Annotated in this window: 15 protein-coding genes and 2 pseudogenes; 2 read left to right on the plus strand and 15 right to left on the minus strand. The window is 69.1% G+C overall.

The genetic code is table 11. The features are described 5' to 3' along the window. Positions 1-91: 91 nt before the first annotated feature. From OHS18_RS13605 to OHS18_RS13660, 12 genes and pseudogenes are all read right to left on the minus strand, one after another. A pseudogene (locus tag OHS18_RS13605) lies at positions 92-526 on the minus strand (histone-like nucleoid-structuring protein Lsr2). A 69-nt stretch (positions 527-595) separates the two neighbouring features. Then, positions 596-1,371: pseudogene (locus OHS18_RS13610) on the minus strand (deazapurine DNA modification protein DpdA family protein). Then, positions 1,368-1,910 carry a VUT family protein gene (locus OHS18_RS13615; protein ID WP_328617273.1) on the minus strand — a complete coding sequence of 181 codons (543 nt, stop codon included), beginning with the start codon at positions 1,908-1,910 and terminating at the stop codon, positions 1,368-1,370. Before OHS18_RS13615 ends, OHS18_RS13610 begins: the two are co-directional and overlap by 4 nt. Continuing rightward, positions 1,907-2,581 carry a hypothetical protein gene (locus OHS18_RS13620; protein ID WP_328617274.1) on the minus strand — a complete coding sequence of 225 codons (675 nt, stop codon included), beginning with the start codon at positions 2,579-2,581 and terminating at the stop codon, positions 1,907-1,909. The genes OHS18_RS13615 and OHS18_RS13620 overlap by 4 nt, the downstream gene beginning before the upstream one ends. Then, entirely contained in the window at positions 2,578-4,434 is a 1,857-nt protein-coding gene (locus OHS18_RS13625; RefSeq protein WP_328617275.1) for a type IV secretory system conjugative DNA transfer family protein, read from the minus strand. Before OHS18_RS13625 ends, OHS18_RS13620 begins: the two co-directional genes overlap by 4 nt. A gap of 45 nt (positions 4,435-4,479) precedes the next feature. Beyond that, positions 4,480-5,577, minus strand: a complete 1,098-nt coding sequence (locus OHS18_RS13630; protein WP_328617276.1) for a C40 family peptidase — start codon at positions 5,575-5,577, stop codon at positions 4,480-4,482. Between the two features lie 23 nt (positions 5,578-5,600). Then, positions 5,601-7,139, minus strand: a complete 1,539-nt coding sequence (locus tag OHS18_RS13635; protein WP_328617277.1) for an ATP-binding protein — start codon at positions 7,137-7,139, stop codon at positions 5,601-5,603. Then, positions 7,136-8,644 (minus strand): SCO6880 family protein, encoded by a 1,509-nt coding sequence (locus OHS18_RS13640; protein WP_328617278.1) that lies wholly within the window; start codon positions 8,642-8,644, stop codon positions 7,136-7,138. The genes OHS18_RS13635 and OHS18_RS13640 overlap by 4 nt, the downstream gene beginning before the upstream one ends. Next, on the minus strand, positions 8,641-10,068 hold the full coding sequence (locus OHS18_RS13645) for a hypothetical protein (RefSeq protein ID WP_328617279.1): 1,428 nt from the start codon (positions 10,066-10,068) through the stop codon (positions 8,641-8,643). The genes OHS18_RS13640 and OHS18_RS13645 overlap by 4 nt, the downstream gene beginning before the upstream one ends. Continuing rightward, positions 10,065-10,703 (minus strand): hypothetical protein, encoded by a 639-nt coding sequence (locus OHS18_RS13650; RefSeq protein WP_328617280.1) that lies wholly within the window; start codon positions 10,701-10,703, stop codon positions 10,065-10,067. Before OHS18_RS13650 ends, OHS18_RS13645 begins: the two co-directional genes overlap by 4 nt. Before the next feature lie 180 nt (positions 10,704-10,883). Next, positions 10,884-11,174 carry a hypothetical protein gene (locus OHS18_RS13655; protein ID WP_328442857.1) on the minus strand — a complete coding sequence of 97 codons (291 nt, stop codon included), beginning with the start codon at positions 11,172-11,174 and terminating at the stop codon, positions 10,884-10,886. Between the two features lie 92 nt (positions 11,175-11,266). Then, positions 11,267-11,830, minus strand: a complete 564-nt coding sequence (locus OHS18_RS13660) for a hypothetical protein (RefSeq protein ID WP_328617281.1) — start codon at positions 11,828-11,830, stop codon at positions 11,267-11,269. A gap of 592 nt (positions 11,831-12,422) precedes the next feature. Here OHS18_RS13660 and OHS18_RS13665 point away from each other — a divergent pair. Beyond that, a complete protein-coding gene (locus OHS18_RS13665; protein WP_328617282.1) occupies positions 12,423-13,070 on the plus strand; it encodes a hypothetical protein in 648 nt (215 codons plus the stop codon). Between the two features lie 23 nt (positions 13,071-13,093). Here OHS18_RS13665 and OHS18_RS13670 read toward each other — a convergent pair whose 3' ends face one another. Together OHS18_RS13670 and OHS18_RS13675 are read right to left on the minus strand one after the other, a co-directional pair. After that, positions 13,094-14,302, minus strand: a complete 1,209-nt coding sequence (locus tag OHS18_RS13670) for a DUF6545 domain-containing protein (RefSeq protein ID WP_328617283.1) — start codon at positions 14,300-14,302, stop codon at positions 13,094-13,096. Next, positions 14,295-14,921 carry an ImmA/IrrE family metallo-endopeptidase gene (locus tag OHS18_RS13675; RefSeq protein WP_328617284.1) on the minus strand — a complete coding sequence of 209 codons (627 nt, stop codon included), beginning with the start codon at positions 14,919-14,921 and terminating at the stop codon, positions 14,295-14,297. The genes OHS18_RS13670 and OHS18_RS13675 overlap by 8 nt, the downstream gene beginning before the upstream one ends. Positions 14,922-15,018: 97 nt before the next feature. On the opposite strand from OHS18_RS13675, the gene OHS18_RS13680 reads away from it, so the two are divergent. Further along, a complete protein-coding gene (locus OHS18_RS13680; RefSeq protein WP_328617285.1) occupies positions 15,019-16,254 on the plus strand; it encodes a cytochrome P450 in 1,236 nt (411 codons plus the stop codon). On the opposite strand, the gene OHS18_RS13685 is transcribed toward OHS18_RS13680, so the two are convergent. Then, positions 16,208-18,466, minus strand: coding sequence for an ATP-binding protein (locus OHS18_RS13685; RefSeq protein WP_328617286.1), 2,259 nt, complete (start codon positions 18,464-18,466; stop codon positions 16,208-16,210). The two genes, OHS18_RS13680 and OHS18_RS13685, sit on opposite strands and share 47 nt — an antisense overlap. Positions 18,467-19,085: the final 619 nt, after the last annotated feature.

A 19,085-nucleotide genomic window follows, 5' to 3' on the forward strand; every position in this document is an offset into this window, starting at 1 on the left:
CGGATCGATCACGTCGCCGTCCTCGCCGGACATCGGAATTGTCCCGAGATTCCTCTCCGGGCATTGTTCGCTGTTGTCGGCGGGCGGGCTTCTACTTCTTCGCGGCCGCGAAGTTCTTGCGCGAAGCACGCTTCCGCGCCGAGGGCGCGGGTTCCTCGACGACGATCGGCTAGCCCTTGTTCGCCTCGAACGCCTCGATGACCTCACTCGACAGACGACCGCGCTCGGACACTACATAGCCGTTGTTGGTTGCCCACTCACGGATTTGGCGTGACCGTTCGCGATCCTCCGCCGCAGCACCGGGCTTCTTCGCACGGGTGGACTCACCGGCTGCGAGCCGTACCTTGCGCCCGCCGACGCGTCGCCCGACGGTGACGTAGCGGGTGAGTTCGTCGCGTAACGCCGCCGCGTTGGCGTCGGAGAGGTCGATCTCGTAGCTCACACCGTCGAGGCTGAACGGCACCGTCTGGTTGGCCACGTCGCCGTCGATGTCGTCGACCATTTCCACGAGAACTTTTTGCGCCATATCGGGGGCCTCCAGTAGTTTCACCCGCGAACGGGATACGCCGGGTCTGGTCACTATAACTCAACACCGTTACCTGACGCGTCTGCCAACGCAATTGTCGGGAACTCCGGCTGTTTCGAGGACCTTGCGGCGCCAGCGAAGCGCGAACCTCACGCAGTTGTTGCATCGGCGGTGCCCGCGGCATTCACGCAGCGGCGGCTGCCAACGCGCAGCGAAAGACCATGCCAGAGAGTCACTGCTGGCGACGACGGCGCCATAGCGGGCCAGGCCCAGCGTTTTCGCGCCAAAGGCATGCAATCGATAGCCACGTTGCGCCAGCGAACGCAGGACCGACTCGACTTCCGCGGTGTGCTGACGTCGGCAGATGCTGCCCACCCCACCAGTGGAGCCGTGGTGAGGTCGACACCACGGCACTCGTAGAGGTCGGCGCAGCGGTGATAGTCCGCAATGGACTGACCTTGCAAAACCGGGATGAAGGGCAGGTTCGCGTCGATGGACCGCAACTCCAGATAGTTGCTGACCGTCAGGTCCTGGTGCCGTGCGACATCCAGTCCCGTGCGCGCCAGGATCGCGTCCTCGCACATGTGGTCCTGCGGCGCTGCCCAGAGCAGGCGGCCGATCTCGTCGCGGTAGCGGCGAATCCGGGCCGCGTACTCGCGTGGAGTGGGGCCGCACGCCCAGGTGCCGCACTGGGAAAGTTGGCTGAAGCCACCCGAATCGCAGGCCCAGTCACACGTCGCGACCGGTAGCGTCTTGTACCGGCGCAGGGTTCGGTCGGACACGAATAGCGGCACGTCCAGCTGCGCAAGCCAGTGCGGCCGGTGCGTCCCGAGCAGGAATTTCATGGCCGACGGCGTGCGGCGGCGGTGAGGACCGTTCCGGCGAGAACGCCGTAGAGCTTGCCCAGCAGATGGCCCGGTGTCAGTGCGAGGGAGGCGAACGCGATCGCGGAGAACAGCAGCGAGTCGATGACGAGGCCGACCATCCCGCTGCAGAGCACGGCAACGGCGGTGCAGTGGCGCCGGAGGACGACGGTGTATACGACGGCATCGAGCGTCTCGCTGGCAGCGAAGGACACCGCGGACGCGGTCGCGATGGCCGGGCTGGCAACCAGGTAGGACAGCACCGTGGCCGCTACGACAGCCAGCAGCGACACCTGGAATCCGGCGAAGCGTTGCACCCAGTCCCGCACGACGAGCACCGGTCCCGCGACGTACACCGCGGCTGCGGCACGTAGCCCGAATCCGACGCCGACGGCGCCGACGTGTTCGGCCAGCCAGTTCGCGCCGACGACGCACGCGATGTACAGCGCGACCATTGACACGCGGACCGGCCGAGTACCCAATTCCCCCGCCGGCGCCCGGCGACCCGCGTGCACGATCATGGCTGGCTCGGCACGATCTGCGGGCTGGCGCCGCCGGTCTCGCTAGCTTCCCGCGCCTCACGTTGGCGGTGATCGAGGGTGAAGCGGTCGGGACGACCCGGCGCGCCGGCGGTCTTGTGCCCGTCGGATCGGCAGCGTTGATGGACCCATTCGGTGGCCATGCGCTCGGCGAAGCCGGGGCGCCAGTGGTCGTGCCAGTACTGCGCATCGCGCGCGGTGGCCTTCTTGCCCAGGTGAGCCTCGCGCCAGGTGTAGGTGAGGGTGGCGATCTCGGCGACCAGTCCGGGGTGATCCAGCCAGCAGTCGGGAATGGCGAGGGCGCGGGTGCCGGGATTTCCGACGTAGGTGTCGTTGTAGTACTGCACGAAGTGAGCGAGCGTGAACAGCGGCTTTTCCCCGCGATGTCTCCTGTCCTCAGCGGCCTCCGGAGGTAAAAACGTCAGCCACCGCGCCAGCCGCGGATCGCTCTCCGGCTCGTCGGTCAGTTCAGCGAGCTTCTCCGACAGCTGCTCGATCTGCCGCCGCAGGACTTTGGCCACCGTCTCCAACCCGGCGACCACCTCGTTGAGCTCCTCCAGCGACCGCGGCTCCAATCCGTCCTGATCGGCCGTACGCCGCCCGTCGTCGTCGGCAGCGCCGTTCGGGCGCGCGGCGATATCGTCGCCGCTCACCGCAGATCACCAGCGCTAGGCAGCATCAGCGGGTTGCCGTCGGGAGTGATCGCCGCCCGGCCGGAGCGGATCGCGGCGACGTCGGCCTGCAGCTGGGGCCAGTCCGGTCGTTGTTCGACGTCGACGGTCCGGCCGAGGATCGGGCGCAGGTTGCCGTGCAGGATCAGGACCCGGCCGCGGTCGAGCGTGCGGATGTCGCCGGCGCGCAGGGTCGGGACGGTTTCCTCGCCGCTGGCGCCGCGTCCGGCGCTGAACAGCCCGTCGCTGTGATGCTGATGGGTTCGGCGGCGGTGCTGCCCGGACAGCGTGGACAGCCATTCGAGGGTCTTGTCGTCCTTCAGCCCGGGGAACGCGGTCAGGGTGAGGGTGTTGTCGATCAACTGCAGCCGGCCCGGCTCGCCGTAGAGCTCGTCCAACTGGGAGCGCGATTGCGCGGACCAGTGGATCAGCACCCCGCGGCCGGCCGAGTCGGCGATGATCGCCGGCAGCCGCGGCACCGGCGTCCCCGCGAACAGCTCATCCAGGATCGCGGTGGCCGGTGGTTCCAGGCGGCGGCGTTCGCGGCGTAGCGCGGTGTCCTGGGCGGTGGTGAGGATCTGCTCCACCAGCGCGGTGAGCGCCGGCCGGGCCTGCGGAGCTTGGTGCTCCCCGGCGACGATGAAGAGGCTGCCGTGGAGCCGCAAGAACTCGTCGATGTTGAGTTCCTCAGCCGGACTCGGGGTGGCGAAGTAGCGGATGGCCGGGTTCATGAACGGCTCGATCGCGCGGCGGACCGACATCCAGACCGCATCGGAGGTCTCGGCGACCATCCCGATCTCCGACTCCAGGTTCTGCGCCAGCTGCGGATACTGCTTCTCCAGCAGCTCGACCGGTTCCCGGTCGGCGGGTTTAGCGATCGACCACCGCACGAGGTGATCGACGGTCCGGTGGTGGTTCGCGGCGGCGAGCAGATACGCCTGCATGACGATCGTCGCCCGGCCGCGGAATACCGCGTCGTTGCCGCCGACGTTCTCCAAGCCGAGCGAGGACGCCTCGATCAGCGTTTCCGCGCGGCGGAGCGCGACGGCGGGGTCGGCGCAGCCGGTGACCGGGGACCAGCGGGCGTGCGCCGGCCAGGACAGCGTGCCGGTGGCGTCGATGACCAGCACCGGCCCGGCTCCCGGACGGCGGGCGCGGGCCAACAGACCCCACTCGGCGAGGTCATTCTTGGTCGTCGAGGCGACCAGCGCGCCGGGAGCGGCAAGGACCTTGTGCACCAGGTCGGTGCGGCTCTTGCCCGAACGGGTCGGGGCGATCGTCCCGGTCGGCGTCTCCAACGACGTCACCAACTGCTGGCGGCGCGGACCTTGGTGCAGCGGGACCGCGATCTGCTCGACCGGTGCCTCGCGGCGTTGCTCGTCGGTGAAGTCCCCCCGGGTCCAGACAGCGGTCTTGCGCGCCGCCGCGACCGACAACGTCTTGGCCATGTCCCGGCGGGTGGCGTGCCCGGCATCAGACGGCCCGACCCGCCGCCACACGGGTACCGCGGCGCCGACCGTCAGGCCGGCGGTCAGCATCGCGATCGTGGTGAACCAGATGTAGAACGCGACCTGGTGATCGCTGACCGCGCCCGACCACGGGACCGGCAGCACCGGCCCGGGATCGGCAGCGTGGAACGCGGCCGTGAGCGCGAAACCCGGCCACGTCGTGATCGGCGGCCACGCCCAGGTGCCGGCGGAGAACCCGGTGACCAGGACAGCAGCGGTGACGAGGATCGCGCCGAGGACGCACAGGGCGGCGAGGGCGGCGACAGCGAGGCCCATCAGGGCGACGTCGCGGTCCAGATTGAGTGTGTCGGTGCGTGTGCGCGGCATCGGCCGCTCCTCCCGGACAGCGGAAGAGCAACGCCACGTTGGTCATCAGAGTGGGCTCCCTTCCGGTGGTGGGGAGGGCGAACTGGGGTCGGCGATCCTGCGGATCGCGACGATCTTCGAGGTCCAGGCCGAGAGGGGTTCGAGGATGACGCCGGTGTCGGTGTCGTAGGCGTCGACGATCAGGCCGTGTCCGGCGTACATCCCGACGTGCCGCGGCACCCGTACGGTGCCCAGCGAGCCGGGGATGAACAACAGATCCCCAGGCTGCACCTGCTGGATCGAGGAGACGGCGTGCCCGGCGTGGACCTGGCTGACCGTCCCGGACGGGATACCGACACCGGCGGCCGCCCAGGAGGCGAGCATCAGCCCGGAGCAGTCGTAGGCGTTCGGGCCTTTCGCACCCCACACATAGGGTTTCCCGACCTGGCCCAGGGCGAAGCCGACCGCAGCACGCTGGCGGACATCGGTCGGCAGCGTGAACCCCGATGGCAGCTTCTTCGGGTCGACCTGGCCTGGGTCGCGGAGGACGTCGGATCCGCCTTGGTCCGGGCACAGCGTCTTCGCCTGCACGGCCTCCGTGCCGCCGCCGGGTGGCGAGGGTGGGGTGGGGTTGTCGGGCCCGGCCCAGAAGCGATCCACGATCGCAGCAGCAGCGGACTCACGCGGGGCGTAGCGATCCGGGAAGCCGCTGCGCTGCACCGCCTGCTCCGCCCGTCCCGGGGCCATGGTGTCCCAGCCGGGCAGCGCGACGAGGACGTCGAGGAACTTGCCGGTGGCGTAGACGGGGTCGAGGATCTGCGCGCGGGTGCCCCAGCCCTGGCTCGGGCGTTGCTGGAACACCCCGACAGAGTCACGGTCGCCGTAGTCGAGGTTGCGCAGCCCGGACTCCACCATCGCGGTGGCGATCGCGAGAACTGCGGCCCGCCGAGGTAGCCGGCGCTGCTGGACGACGTCGACGATGGTGCGGGCGATGTCCATCTCGCCGGCGCCCAGCTGCTGCCGGTCCACCACGACCGACCCGCCACCCGGGCCGCCCTGCTCGCACCCGCTGAGTTGCACGACCGTCGCGGTCGCTGTCGGCACAACGATGAGGGCCAGGGCGAGAATTGGCAGCATCACCAGCCCGGCCGGTGCAGCGGCCACGCCAGCGAGCATCCCGTTGGGCCTCACAATGACGTCGCCATCATGTCGTTGCCCGGTAACGGATTCGGCTTCCGCACGAGCTGAGCGTTGGTATCGAAAATCTGCCGCTCAATCCGGCTGAGCACCGTCTGTACCTTGAGCCCGGTCCGGTTCTCGATCTTCCACAGCGCACGCCCTTGCCGGTCGTTGGCCCAGCCGGTCGTGGCTTCCTGTTCCTTGTCCGACAGCGCAAGAACGTCGGCCAGTTCGCTCGCCACTCGCGTTGACTGTCCAAGAAGGACTCGGATTGAACACAGGGCGAGCAGGTCGCGGGCGATGGCGACTTCCTGAGAGCCGGTGGCGCCTACGGAGAGGAAGTCGCCGGGTTTGTGGCTGACCAGCACCTGGATCTTGCGTTCCGCGCGCGACAGCCGCAGTTCGCTGTCCACCGCCTGGACCGCGCGCAGACCGAGGCGGAGTTGCCGCCAGATCTCGTCCCGGACGACGATCCGCAGCTCCCCGTCCTCCTGCAGATCCGTCGCCAGCGACGACCACGAGCCCAGGCAGGTCAGTGCGACGGCGACGGCCTGGTCGCCGCGAGTGCGCAGCCGCGAGAGATCCAGGCTCTGGATCGGGGCGTCCCAGTCGACGGTGAAGTTCGTGGCTGCGTCGAACAGTCCCGCCAGCGGGCCGCTGATCAGGTTGGCCAGCGCGTCGGTGATGGAGCGGAGGTGGTCGAGGAATTGGCGGCGGCCGGCGAAGCGCAGGCTCGACCAGAGCTGTTCGTCCGGCTCGGACAGCATGCGGTGGACGTCGGGGATGGTGATCGGTGCCAGGCGGGTGTAGCCGTCGCTGACGCCGAGCAGCTGCCTCAGCACCGCGGACAGCGCGGCCTCGTCGGTGACCGTGGGCTGGTAGCCCTGGGCTTCGGCGAGCGCGACCAGCAGCTGCACCCACCGGCCGAGAACCCCGTCGAGCTCGTCGCATTGCCGCTCGGTCGACCACGCATCCCAGCGAGCGGCGAGCGGGCCGAGGTCGAGGGCGTTGAGGCGGGCTGTGCTGCCGCGGCCGAGCATGATCGGCGTGACACCCAATGCGTCCAGCAGCGGGGTGTATTCGCCTTTGACATCGCCGGAGATCAGGGTGCGGACGCCGGTGAGCATCATCCGCAGCAGGAACGCCACCACCGTGGAGGACTTGCCCCTGCCGGGCTCGCCGAACAGGACCATGTTCGGGTTGGTGCAGATCGAGCGGAGGACGAACTCCACCGGATGCAGGTAGAACGCGCCGCCGGAGTGGACGTCGTAGCCCATCCGTGCCCCGACCGCCGGCAGCGGACTCGCCGCCAGCAATGGGAACAACCCGCCGATCTCGTGCGTGCCGGCCTGGTACACCTGCAGGGGCGCCGCGACCGGCGACCACCCATATCCGGGCCGGGCGAACCCGCGCCGAGGCGCCGCCCGCTGGTTCAGGCGAGCGCTGCGGCCGTCCGGACGCTGACGTCCGGGCGGGCGTGTGCTGACCGCCGGGCCGAAGGTGGCGAGCAGTTCGGCCGCGGTCCGTTCCTGGTCGCGGCGATTCACGACTCACCGCCACGCAGCCGAGGCAATCCGACACCGAGGGGCAGGACGGCGGCGACGAACCCGGCGTCTTGGGCCAGTTCCATCCGCAGGAGCTGGAACCGCCCGGCGATGTCGTTCTCCAACCTGGCCGCGTGGTCCTCGACGTTCCACGTGTCGGGGATCGTGACCGCAGTGGCGACGGCGAAGCGGACGATCCCGTGCCCGGCCGCGACCGCGTGCTCCTGCGCGCGAGCGCCGCTGGCTTCGCGGGCTTCGGCGGCGCCGGAGTTGAAGCCTTTCGAGGACTTCCAGTCCCGCACCACGCCCGTGCGGAACCGAAGACGGCGCACGGCCTTGCGGGACCGATGCTGGGACAGGGTCTCGTAGTGGATGGCCAGGCTGCGGCGCTCGCCCGCGGTCTTGACCGCGAGCAGCCCGCCCAGCGACCCGAACACCGTCCCGGCCTCCGGCATCAGCACCGAGTAGGACACCGTGGCAAAGCCGTCATGGAGGTAGGCCCGCGCCGATGGCGCTGGGGCGTGCACGGGACCCGCCGTCGCCCAGCGCACACCGGCGTCGCCGCCGGCCTGATGGCGGCGCGCGGCGAGTCCGGCGGCGGTGGCCGGGTTGAACCCGGTGCGGATCGCCACCGCCAGCTCCGGACCCGAGAGCCACTTCACGCCGGTGGCCCCGAGACTCCTGAGCTTGTCCTCGAGCCCGTCCAGCACCCGGTAGAGCACCGCGGCCCGGCCTGCGACTCCGCCACCGGCGGCAGTAGCCGGGCGGCGGAGGGCGTCTTCGGTGCCGGAGAGGGTGACGAACACTTCGTGCCGGACCGACACCGCCCCGACCAGCCGGTCCAGCTCCGCTGCGGCCTGCCGCGCGAGGGCGGGGGCATCGGGAACATCGTGCTCGGTACGCCAAGCCTGGTAGTCGGCGCCGTCGTCGGGGACGGTGCGCACCAGCAGGCTCATCCGGTCGATGACCTCGCGGTGCCCGATCGACAGCAGCAGATTGCCCAGCCGGTTGGCCAGCCGCTCGCACTGGGCGTCCGACAGCATCCCGACACCGGCGTGGGTCAGCCGGGCGGTGGCGCCCCACCGGCCCTCACCGGTGTCGTGGATCAGGCACACCCGGCCGACATCGCGCAGCGGTGGACCGTCGGGGAACCGCAGCCGGGCCAGCACCCCGGGCAGGTCCGGCTCATCGAGATCGGTGGCCTGGCCGGTGACCGCGCGCGACTGCCACCGCGACCACCCCAGCGCGATGCCGACGCGGTAGAGCAGCAGGTGCCCGAGCCAGTGCAACGCCGGGCGTCCGCGCACGGGCACGACCACGAGCGCTGCGGCCGCGCCGCAGAGCCCGCCCAGCGCCAACGCCTGCCCGAAGCGCCCGGCCGCCAGCGCCAGAATCACCGGGACGGCAAGTCCGACGCACACGAACGCCTGCACCGGCGTCAGTCCGATGATCCAGCCCGCGCGCTCTCTGCGCGAGAGTCCTTTGTAGATCCGAGTCGCAGTGCTCACAGCAGCACCGCGGCTTCCTCGGCCTCGCCTGCCGCGGCACCACCGCCGTCGTCCGGCGGCGGACCGCCCTCGGGGTTCGGGACCGGTGGGGTCGGCGGCCCGGTATCTCCTCCTGGGTCTGGAGGCGGCGACTCGCCGTTGTCGTTGTCGTCATCGTCGGCAGGCCCGGCCGCGCCCGCGCCGCCGGTACCACCGGCTTCGGCTGTCGACGGCTCTGTCGTCCCGGCTGCCAGGTCGGTTCCCGAGTCCTGTGCGCCGCTACCACCAGTCGCGTCGGCGTCGGCGTCGGGTGCGTTGCCGCCGGACGCCGTGCCGACATCGTCCGTCCCATCAGATGCCTGCTCGTTACCGGTCGGGTCAGGCAGCCCGGTGGTCGTGTCGTCGTCGGCGGCGGCTTGGTCGAAGCGGTCGACGTTCGCCTGCTGCTGAGCATCGTCGCCGTCTTCCTCGTCGCCGTTGGTTCCTTTGTTTTTCAGGTCTTTGCGGGCCATTTTCCCGAACGCGCCCGCCACGCGACCGGCGATACTGTTGGCGCCATACGAATCCGGACCGGCATCGGCGAGTTTGTCCCGGAACACGCCTTGGGGATCGGAGTCGGGGTCGACGAACGCGAAGAGCTTGAACAGCACCAGCGGCACCAGCAGCGCGACGAACAGCACCCCGATGCCAGCCAGCAGCCCGGACAGGCCCTGCGCGCCGCCGACGATCGCGACCGCCAGCACCAGCACGAAGGCCAGCGCGGGCTTCATCACGACCGCGACCAGGCCCCAGCGGACGACTTTCCAGTACCACCGCGCGGTCACATCTGCGACCAGCCCCGCCGCGGCGATCGGGATCGTCGCGACCACGACGTAGATCGCGGCTTCGCGGAACACTGCCTCGAACGCGAAGCCCAGCCCAGCCGGGATCACCCCGAAGGCCCCGGCCAAGCCGAGTACAACGTTCTTGACCTCATCCGACAGAGCGTCGGTGAAGCCGGTCATGTTCAACGCATCCCGGAAATTCCCCACCCGCAGACCGGTCGACAGGATCGCTTCGGTCAGGCCGTCAGCAGCAGCGAGGAACGCCGCGACCACGCTCACGGTGATCGCGAGGGCGATCCCGTACTGGATCGGGCCGGTGATCAGGCGGACGAAGCCGCGGCCGCCGTGCAGGACGGTCGTGATGATCTGCCAGAAGAACATGCCCAGCGCGATGGCTCCGGAGATCCACAGCGTCATCGGCCACAGGATCGAGACCGGGCCGTCCGTGGTGGACACGGTGAGGATGGAGAACTGGTCGACGAGCTGGAACGCGGTCCGCAGGATGAACAGGGCCGCGGCCCAGGTGGCCGCCATCAGCGGCTCGAGGACTCCGCTGGCGAAGACCCCCACCCCGTCGCCGGCCAGCTCGCCCAGCTTTTTCAGGATGTCCAGGGGGTTCACCGGGCACCGTCCCGGTTCACAGGCCGGTAGCCGGCCGCGACCGATTCGGAACTGCCCGGCCACGCGGAAGCGGCGTAGGCGGCGCGGGCGCCGGGAGCGATGCGCCAGACGGTGCCGGTCCAGCGCAGGGCCTGGCAGTCGCCGATGCCCATGCTTGTGCTCTGGCCCTGGTAGTCGAAGCTCAGCTGCCCGAGCGTGCACACCACCGCGAACCGGCCACCGTCGGCGGTGCCCTTGATCAGGCCCTGGGTGACCTCGTAGGTCACCGTCAGGCCGGGCTTGAGCTCGCCGGGACGGATACCGGCCCGTTCCCGGAAGGAGGTCAGCAGCGCGTAGAGGCCGCTGCCTTGCGGGGACGGTGCGTGCGGGAGCGCAGATTCGCCGTAAGCCCGCAGGTAGGTGGCAGGGTCACCGCCGCGCAGCGCGGTCTCGTTCAGGTCGGTTAGCCAGCCGAGCGCCCCCTCCCCGGTGGCCGGGAACCCGTCGGAGATCACGCGGTTCGCGATCGGTGCCGGGCGCGGCACGGCGATCGGCGGACCGGCGGTCGCGGTCGTGAGTTCGTGTGGCAGTGCTGCCTCGGGCGGCAGTGTCAGCATCGGGCGGATCGCGAGCGCGGTCGCGTCGTCGACGGGCACCGTGAGCGGAGTCGACGGCGCGGCACCGGGAGGAACTGTTTCCGGGTGCGGTGAGGTCGGTGTTGTCGCCTGCCGGGAAACGAGCACGACAGTGATCGCGACGATAAGCAGGGCCGTGGCGGTGATCAGGCGACGCGCTCGCTTGCGGTTGCGTGGCCGTGGTGTGGAGGTGAACATGGCTCAGCCGCCCGCGAAGCTGTTGATGAGCGACCAGCCGATGCCGTAGAGGATCGCGCCGGCGATGGCGCAGAGCATCATGACGAGGCCGACCTTGCCGGCGCGGTGGTGATCGACCCAGCGACCGCCGGCCCAGACGATCAGTCCGATGAAGAATCCGGCGACGAGGGCGACTCCGGCGGCCCACTTGACGTTGTTGAGCAGCCCGAGGATCTTGTCGCCGCCGACCTCGGGCTCTACCGGTGTTGGGTTGGGGATCTGAGCGAGCCAGTCGGTGAAAATGTGCGCAAGCATGCTGCCCTCCGCATCGCACCGCCCGACGTCACGTCGGGCGGGTCAGATGGGAGGGCGTTGAAGTTCTGTCAGCTGAGCGGCGAGAGTTGGGCTCAGTCGGTATCGAGACGGGAAACGTGGCTGTCGCGTCCACGGGCGTTGCGCGGCCGACGCAACGACCAGCGGCGTGTCCGCTGTGGCAGCACATGCCAGGAACGGAGCAGGTGTTCGGCCGGTGACCGCAGCGACGTCGGCGTCACGTCCGCGGTGATGCCATGCGTGGCAACCTCACGGTCATGGGGGAAGAACACCGCGTCGGGCAGCAGCACGCTGGTGCGGCGACCCGCGGTGCCTGCGACGCCTTTCGGCCACCGGTCTGCCCCGACGACGAGCAGTTGCGTCGGCGGGGTTACCTCACCAGCCCGCACCCAGGGCGCCAAGCGGGCAAGGACCTGCTCGGCGTGCGCGAGTCCGGGCACTGTTGGCCGCACCACCAGGGCGGGGATCGGTGAGGGGCTGCCGACGCGCAACCACCGTCCCGGTCCAAGAGCAGGGTTGCTTGCCAGGCGCCAGGGGTCGTGGCCGATGTCGACCACGGTGACATCGATGCTGCGGCCGCCCGGGTGCCAGTACGCGGGCGACGGGAAGATCATCGGCTCGGCGGCGGTCTCCGTCACGTCCAGCTGGGCAAGGAGTGCGCCGGCGCGCTGTGAGAACCGGATCCCGGCTGCGGGTCCGGGGCCATCCCGGCGCGGCCCGTCGGCACGTGCTGCACGCCCGAGTCCAGATCGGACAGGATCGCCGGCATCGACGAGCAAGACGGATCGTCCCGCCAGTTGGAGGGCGTCAGCCATCGCGACGGCAGTGCTCGTGGCGCCGGCCCCTGGTGAAGCGGCCAGAATCGGCAGGACACGGCCGAACGCTGACCAGTCGACCAGCTCGATCGCACCGCGTGTGGGTGCGGACTGCAGCCGCTCTGGGGCCGGAGTGTCCACACCAGAGCGCATGTCCACAGGTAGGTCTTCGGATGGGGTCACGACGGCCTTCCCCTCAGCGGTGGTGCGCCGGTGAAGGGTGCGGCGGTCACATCGGGACCGTGCTCCAACCCCCTGGTCGGGGTGGCGTGGGTTGCGTTCCCTCGGTAATCCGAAGATAATCGCAACAAGTGTGGTTCTTTGCTTCGATGGTAGACGCAACTCGCAATGTGTCAAATACCGATCACCGCGGCGAAGTCCAACACCCGGCGGTGACGGAATAGGTGGGGGCGACGTGGGACGACGGCTGGACGATGAGCCGACTTTCGACAGCTGGGAGACGACGTCACCGGCCTACCTGACCTCGCCGATGCCGCGACGCACCTACGCTGCCCAGCAACAGCTCACCCTGGACCTGCTCAACCTCGACACCTTCGCCGAGCGTCTGACGTTTCTGTTCGACCACGCCTCGACTTACTACATGCTCGGCGGTGACCCGGTCGTCGATCCCGACGAGATTGCGCGGCTCACCGCTGCCGAGGGGGCAGGGTTTCAGAGCTTCACTGCCCGGGTTCCGCTGGTGGCGAGATGGGTTCAGGCTCGAACCGGGCTGGCCTTGGCCAAGCAGGCTCTGCACAACTTCAAGGGCGGGGTGCGCGAGAACAGCCGACCGGCGATTACCCGTGCCTTGGCCGAGTTCTGGCAGATCCACCCGAACCTGCTGGACCCCAGTGTCCCGGCCGCGGAGTTCGAGCTGCCGTATGACGAATCCGATCGCAGAACCCACGAGCTGGTGACCGAGCTTGGGCTGCTCGGTGTCAGCGCCCGCGACATCACCAGCTCGCTGGGTGAGGCACGCGAGGCCGACAAGCGGCAGCTGCTGAAAGTGCTGGAGCGAATCGCCCAGACACGCCGCGACACCAACCACGGACGAACCAGCTGACAGGACGACGGCCGGACGACAGGTCATGCCGTGCTTCCGCTGCGCTGCCTGGAGTTCAGCTTCTCCGCCAGGCGCTGCACACGATCCTGTTCGAGCTGGCCGCCAACAGCGGCCAGCCACGCGAGCCGGTGGCCGTCGTCGATGTGCAAGCGCTCAGTTTCGGGCCACCATGCATCGGCGTCGACGTCGAGGGCATGGTTGTCCGGAAGGTGCGCTGCTGACGGTTGTGACAGGTGCGCGACGACGGTGGCGATGGCTACCTCGATCTCGACGGCTGCAGCCGTCGGTTCGATGTCGTCACCGTCATGACTGAGCTCCCGGAGGTCAGCGCGGATCCGGCGCTGTGTGCGCGGGTCGATCAGCCGATCGACGATGAGCAGGGCATCTTCGATCTCGACCAGCTGCTGCGTCAGGGTCAGCGGTGGCCGGCTGCGATGAGCAAGCAGGATCCGCACGCGTCGCCACAGGTGCTCGACTGCGGTCTCCTGTCGCGTCCGCCGGCGCTGGTCGAGGCGGTCGAACAGCGTCCGGGTGGCCGCGGCGAACACAGAGCCGGCGACGAACAAAGCCAGACCGGCGGCATCGGTGAAGATCGCGAAATGGCTCCCGTGGGGCGAATGGTGCGGGTCGACCAGCAGACGGAGTACGACCCCGAGCCGCCAGGCCAGCCCGCCCAGGGACACCGCCACGCCCAGTTGGGCCAGGACGACGCCGCCGCGCACGCCTGCCACCTCGCCCAGGGCCACCACGGTCAGTCCCAGCAGGAGCAGCGCGAGCCAGCTGACCATGTAAGTCAGGTAGATCGCGCTATAGAGCTGCGACAGCAGCGTCGGGTTACGAGGTGACCCAAACCAGGATGTGTGGGCTCCGGCCAGCACATACAGGGTGACCATCGCCGCCGCGCAGACCGTGAAGATCGTGACGACGGCCGGCATGGGCAGGCGAAGCTGCCCCAGGGTGTGCAGGAACCCGGCGGTGCACACCATGGCCAGCATCGCCAGCAGGTTGTGCGCCACGATCGCGGCGTTGTGCAGTCTGGTCAGACGATCGACCCAGTCCAGGGTCGTCGGGTCCCCTGCGGCCAGTGACAGGGCCATGCAGGCGATGCCTGCGGTCAGGAAGTGGCGGCTGAGGGCGTAGCCGACACCGCGGTTGACCAGCGTCTTGCGGGCCGCTTCGGCCACGCCCGCAGCCGCGGCGACGTACCAGGCGAGCGAGACCGGGTCAGGCATCGGCACACAGGTGCCCGCGGGATCCGAACGCTGCCCGCAGCGCGGTCCGGCCTGGTGGCAGCCGATCTCGCTGGCGCGCCGCTCCGGTCTGCACGTGTGCACGAAGCAGGTAGGCGAACTGCTCGGCCTCGGCCTCCCGGCGGTCGCCGGGATGTGTGCGACGCAGGCAGAGGTGGTCGCCGGGGTGTCCGAGCACCCAGTGGCCGACCTCGTGGAAGGCGATGTGGGCGACGTGAGCGGGTGCCGCTTTGGCCGCGACCATGAGCCAGCACTCCTCGCGAGACCGCGCCAGCAACCCGCTGGCCCCGCCGCGGGTCGTTGACATCCGCCCGATGACAACGGTCATGCCGCGTTGCTGTCCGACCGCCTTGAGGAAGGCGCGTAGTTCGAACGGGTATCGGATCGGCAGTGTGCCGATGATGTCTTCGCAGCGCCGGATGAACTCCCGATCCTCGCGTCCTATGGTGTTCACTTTCTCCCCTGAGTGTTCGTCGGATCCAGCCGGTCCCCACCAGCCGCCGTGCTCACACTCCTCGTACCGATCTTCATACCGGCAGGTCAGAGCGTTGCAGCCATCCTGACGGACACGCTCCGCAATCAAGGCCCCGTCGCGCCACATTCGGCCCACATTTCGGCGATGCGGAGTCCACATACGTGTCCACCAACGCCTACTAGCCCCTTGAACGAGGGCGCTCACGGCGAGTAGTCAGATGGGTATGGTTCTGGAATCTGGGGGCGCCGAGGCGCACGAGTCGGGGACCGGTCCGAGGGATCTGGCGTGGTCGTTCAACCACCTCGATCCCGCCATCGCCGAGGCGGCCTACGAGACGCTCGGGGCGATCCGCCGAGGCTGTCCGGTGGCACGCAGCGGCGAGCTGGGCGGTTTCGTGCTGGTCACCGGGTACGACGAGGTCCGGGAGGCCGCGGGCGCCTCGGACCGGTTCAGTGCCTACGTGGACGGGCTGGGCGCGGCGGCGGTGGTCACCGAGATGCGGGAGGCCGTCGCGCCGATGTTCGAGACCGACGAGGAGCACCACAACCAGTGGCGGCGGCTGCTGCAAGACTTCTTCACCCCGGCGGCCGCGGCCACGCAGGAGCAGTACGTACGGGCGGTCTGCCGGGAGACGTTGCAGGAGCTGATCCCGCACGGCGCCGCCGACCTGGTCGGGGCCTACACCCGCCAGGTGCCGCCGCTGGTGATCGGGCGGGTCCTGGGGCTGACCGAGTTCGAACGGGCCTGGCTGTCTGAGCACGTCCGTGCCCTCTACGGCGCCGAGACGCTCACCGACGCCGGGCACGCGGGACGGATCTACGCGGACTTCCTGCTCGAGCGCATCCACGAACGTCGGACCCATCCCACCGCCGACCTGCTCTCGCAGATGGTGAACGCGCAGGTCGACGGGCGGAGCTCTGACGATGACGAGCTGGTCAAGATGACCATGCTGATGGTCGCCGCCGGGCATCTGACCACCGCCGACGCGTGCGCCACCGCGATTCTGCAGCTGCTCGAGGATCCGGTCCTGCGAGAACATGTGTCTGCGGAGCCGAGTGCTCTGGAGGCGTTTGTGGAGGAGCTGATCCGCTGCGAGCCGGCGGTCGCAGCTACCGGCCGCACCGTGACCACGGCGACCCGGCTCGGCGGTGTGCCGCTCTCCCCCGGGGATCGGCTGCTGCTGGCCTGGGGCAGCGCGAACCGCGACGAACGCGTCTTCGACGACGGCGACGTCTTCCGCCTCGACCGCGAACACGGCAGGCCGCAGCACGTGGGGTGGGGCTCCGGCGAGCACCGCTGCCTCGGTCGGCACCTCGCCCGCGTCGAACTGCGCGTCATGCTCACCGAGCTGCTGCGCGCACTCCCCGGCTTCCGGCTCCAGCCCGGTGCCACGGTGCGCCGGACGTTCGGCGTCATCCGCGGCGTCGCCGCGTTGCCGGTTCGGTGGGAGCGCCGGTAGGCGCCGACCGGGCCGTGTACCAGTCGGCGAGCTCTCGACGTCCCTCCAGGTTCAGCAGGTCATAGATCGCGCTCAGCTCGTTCTCGACCGTGCGCACGGAGAACTGCACGGTGGCCGCGATCTGCTGGTTCTTCAGCTTCCTGGCAACCAGCCGGGCGATCGTCCACTGCCGCTCGGTCAAGACGGGCTCCGGTGGGGAGTCGGCGTCGTCGAGGGCGAGGGCCACGATCTGGTCATCGTCGAGCATGCTGCCCTCGCGGTAGGCCGCTGTCGACTCCACCGGCCCGAGCACCAACGCGATCGCGGCGGCGGCGTGTCCCCGGTGGCGTTTGAAGCCGGCCAGGCCGTTGAAATGAACGCCGTGACGTGCTTGCAGGCTGTCCGAGCCGCCGATCCGCCGCGCCGCGCCAACGTAGTCGCCGGCCTCCGCACGCGCCCAAGCATCCTTCTCCACCCACCATCCGGGCCCCCACAGGTCACCGAGCGCGAGCTGTCTCCGCAGAGGCGCGGTGTTGTTGGTGACCGGCTCGGAACAGGCGGGCAGCCCGCGCGTCCACTCCGCCCACGTCAGCGCCCACTCGGCGCCGCGACGGCGGGCCTCGGCGAGGCAGCGTTGCGACATCCGGTCTGCTTCTTCCGCCGGCCCCAGCACCCCGGCTGTGATGGCATGAAACAGGTCTGCCATGTAGCCCAGGCCTTCGGCACCTGCAGCGCGGAAGCCCGCAGCGGCAGCAGCCAGTTTCGCGAACCCGCTCCGCTGTCCCAGGGCCAACGCCTCATAGGTGCCCTCGACGAGCTGGACCGCCGGAGCGTCCTGCTTACCTGTCTCGCGGGCCAGGCGGAGACACTCGTCCAGATGGGTCTTGCCGCGTTCTTGGTCGCCGAGGGTGATCCAGACCCAGCCGGCCATCGCCAGCGCCGAGATCCGCACCTCCGTTGCCCCGGTGGGCCCGGCGCGCAGCAGGTCTTCGACCAGGCGGCAGGCCTGGATCTCGGTGGCGAAGAAGAACGGCGCCCGGGTCGCAAACAGATCGACCATGATCGCCAGACCGCGCTCAGTCCGATCGTGCTCAGCGCACCAGGCCACGGCCGCGGTGATGTTACGAGATTCGGCGTTGACCAGGTCCAGCCACCGGATCTCCTCTGGCCCGAAATACCGCACGGCCGCCTCGCGGACCAGCCCTGCGACCCAGACGTAGTGGCGCTCACCGATGGCGTCCAGCTCGCCGAACGCCTTCAGCCGGCGTCGTCCGTACTCGCGCAGGAAGGTGTGCTGGCGGTATCGCGCGTCGGACGAGGCGCCTTCGATGACCGAGTGACGCACCAGGTGATCCAGAATCGCAAGGATCTCGTCGCGTTCGATCAGGTCGTCCGCGCACACCTGCTCGGCCGCCTCGAGGGTGAAACCGCCGGTGAACACGGTCAACCGCGCCCAGACCCGCTGCTGCTGCGGTGAGCACAAATCCCAGGATTCGGTGATAGCGATATCGAGGGCAAGATGGTGCGCCGGGATCCCGCGCGCGCCCGGGCCATACCGCAGCGACGCGCCGCCTTGGAGTCGATCCAGGACCACCGCCGGCGCCCGGCCCGCGCCCAGCTGGGCCGCGACCAGCTCCAACACCAGCGGAACCCCAGCCGACCAGCGCACCAAGTCGACGATCGCGGACCAGTCGTCCTGCTCAGTCAGCGGCCGTCCGGCAGCGACGGCGCGGTCTGCCAGCAACCGGATCGCATCACACTGCTCGGCCGCCACACGGTCGGCGTGCTCGGCGGGAATCGACAATGGAGCGAGGTGGACTACGTGCTCACCACGGATGTCCAGGTACGCGCGGCTGGTGGCGACCACCTGCACCGTAGTGGTCTCGGTGAGCAGGCGGTCGGCCAGTTCGGCAACCGCGTCCAGTACCGGTTCGCAGTTGTCCAGCACGATCAAGACACGGCGTTCACGGACATGCTCAAGCAGCACCTCCGCGGGCTCGGCGTCCGGCTGATGATGCGAGATGCGAAGTTCTGCGATAAGCAAGTTGCAGATTCGCTGCATAACATCGGCAGTATTGGCCTGCACACCGATCTCAGCCAGTCTGATGAACACCGCCGAGTCGTAATGCTCGTTCATCTGCACGAGCAACTCACCGGCGAGCCGCGTTTTTCCGATACCCGGCGAACCGGTCAGCGTCACCATCCGGGCGTCGCCATTCAGCCGCTCGCGCACGCCAACCAGCTCGTGCGACCGCCCAAAGAATGTCGTCAGCTGGACGCCGGCGTGCGACCGCCAGGTTGGCCTGCAAACGGGCCTATTCATCGCGTCGGATAGGTATACGCCGACCCGCACAGTTCACGATGACGTCTTATCTTGATCCGCCCCACGCTTCCCCTCCTACAGTCGCCGTAACCAGTCGGCCCGGCCAGTCGGCTTCGAGCCACCGTCACCCGGGCGGCGACACCCACCCCGAATGTGCCGCGCTCCGTGACAGATGTCGTACCACGCGTGGCCCATGAAGATCATCCACCCTCTGACCGAACACCCGATCGGGTTAGTGGTCCACACACTGTCCACTTCGAGACAACACCGAACGCCGAACGGCGGTTTCGGCCGCATGACAGAAACCGCCGACATGCACGTCCTCATGCTCGCGAGCCTGACTCAGCACCCCTTGCCGACCCGCCGCGCGGCACGCATGCCGCAGTCAACAACTAGTCATAATCGCCACAGTCGTTGACTTTTCTCTAGAATTGACTAGTGTTCGTCTCAGCAAGGCAGACTCGTGCTCCACCCTGGGGAGGCGTGGAATCCCGCACGGTCAGCCCAACACGTAGGGACATTCACGTGT

This window comes from Amycolatopsis sp. NBC_00355, assembly GCF_036104975.1.
Lineage (GTDB): Bacteria > Actinomycetota > Actinomycetes > Mycobacteriales > Pseudonocardiaceae > Amycolatopsis.

Coding starts and splice junctions, on each gene's coding strand:
- OHS18_RS13680 (WP_328617285.1), top strand. CDS start 15,019: ATGGTTCTGGAATCTGGGGGCGCCGAGGCGCACGAGTCGGGGACCGGT.
- OHS18_RS13675 (WP_328617284.1), bottom strand. CDS start 14,921: ATGTGGCGCGACGGGGCCTTGATTGCGGAGCGTGTCCGTCAGGATGGC.
- OHS18_RS13655 (WP_328442857.1), bottom strand. CDS start 11,174: ATGCTTGCGCACATTTTCACCGACTGGCTCGCTCAGATCCCCAACCCA.
- OHS18_RS13670 (WP_328617283.1), bottom strand. CDS start 14,302: ATGCCTGACCCGGTCTCGCTCGCCTGGTACGTCGCCGCGGCTGCGGGC.
- OHS18_RS13625 (WP_328617275.1), bottom strand. CDS start 4,434: ATGCCGCGCACACGCACCGACACACTCAATCTGGACCGCGACGTCGCC.
- OHS18_RS13615 (WP_328617273.1), bottom strand. CDS start 1,910: ATGATCGTGCACGCGGGTCGCCGGGCGCCGGCGGGGGAATTGGGTACT.